Source organism: Methylobacterium sp. E-016 (assembly GCF_022829745.1).
Classification (GTDB): domain Bacteria; phylum Pseudomonadota; class Alphaproteobacteria; order Rhizobiales; family Beijerinckiaceae; genus Methylobacterium.
In genome coordinates this window covers 1-1,256 of record NZ_JAKSYF010000179.1, presented here as the reverse complement: position 1 = coordinate 1,256, position 1,256 = coordinate 1, and the positions used below count along the sequence as shown (strand labels likewise).

At 67.9% G+C, this 1,256-nt stretch carries 1 protein-coding gene; it reads right to left on the bottom strand.

Annotated features, from left to right (window positions below; genetic code table 11):
• A partial coding sequence (locus MKK68_RS26375) for an IS256 family transposase (protein ID WP_244033430.1) occupies positions 1-1,156 on the bottom strand: 1,156 nt, incomplete at its 3' end.
• Positions 1,157-1,256 lie beyond the last annotated feature (100 nt).

Here is a 1,256-nt window from a genome sequence, read left to right as displayed (position 1 = left end):
TCGGGGCGATGCTTTCCAGGGTCATGTAGCGCGACCGCTGGACGGCCCATTCGTCATTCTGTTCGAGCAGGATCGCGCCGACGAGACGTGTGATGGCAGCCTCGTTGGGGAAGATGCCGACCACCTCGGTCCGGCGCTTGATCTCGCCGTTCAGGCGCTCCAACGGATTGGTCGAGTGCAGCTTGACCCGGTGGGCGGCCGGGAAGCCCATGTAGGCCAGCACGTCGGGCTCGGTCGTGTCCATCAGGGCGGCGAGCTTGGGCACCTTGGGGCGGAGTTGGTCGGCCACCCGCCGCCATTGCTGACGGGCCGCCTCGGCATCATCCTGGGCGAAAGCGGTGGCGATGAAGGCCGAGACGACGCGCCGCCCGCTGCGGCCGGCATGGGCGAGCACATTCCTCATGAAGTGCACCCGACAACGCTGCCAGGTGGCGTTCATCACCTTGGCCACCGAGGCCTTGATGCCCTCGTGAGCGTCCGAGATGACGAGCTTGACCCCGCGCAGGCCGCGCCGGGCGAGCTTGCGCAGGAAGTCCGTCCAGAACGTCTCGGCTTCCGACGGGCCGACATCCATGCCGAGGACTTCGCGGCGGCCGTCGGTGTTCACGCCGACCGCCACGATGACGGCGACCGAGACGATGCGCCCGTCCTGGCGGACCTTCACGTAGGTCGCGTCGATCCAGAGGTACGGCCACTCGCCCTCAATGGGGCGGTCGAGGAATGCGCCAACCCGCTCGTCGATCTCCTGGCACAGGCGCGAGACCTGGCTCTTCGACACGCCCGTGCCGCCCATGGCCTGGACCAGATCATCCACCGAGCGGGTCGAGATGCCCTGGATGTAGGCCTCCTGGATCACCGCCGTCAGCGCCTTCTCCGCCATGCGACGCGGCTCAAGGAAGCCGGGGAAGTACGAGCCCTTGCGCAGCTTCGGGATGCGCAGTTCGACTGTGCCGGCGCGCGTCTGCCAGTCCCGGTCACGGTAGCCGTTGCGCTGGACCAGACGCTCGGCGCTCTTCTCGCCGTGAGCCGCGCCGGTCAGGCCGCCCACCTCCAGCTCCATCAGTCGCTCGGCTGCAAAACCGATCATCTCGCGCAGCAGATCGGCGTCGGCACTCTTCTCCATCAGCCCGCGCAGGGCCATGATCTCGTCGGTCATCGGGGGTCTCTCGGGTTCGGGGTTGGTCGTCGCAACCCGACCCTACCCGGCAACCGCCGATGACCACCCCTCAGCTACACCACCGCCTGGGACACGACCC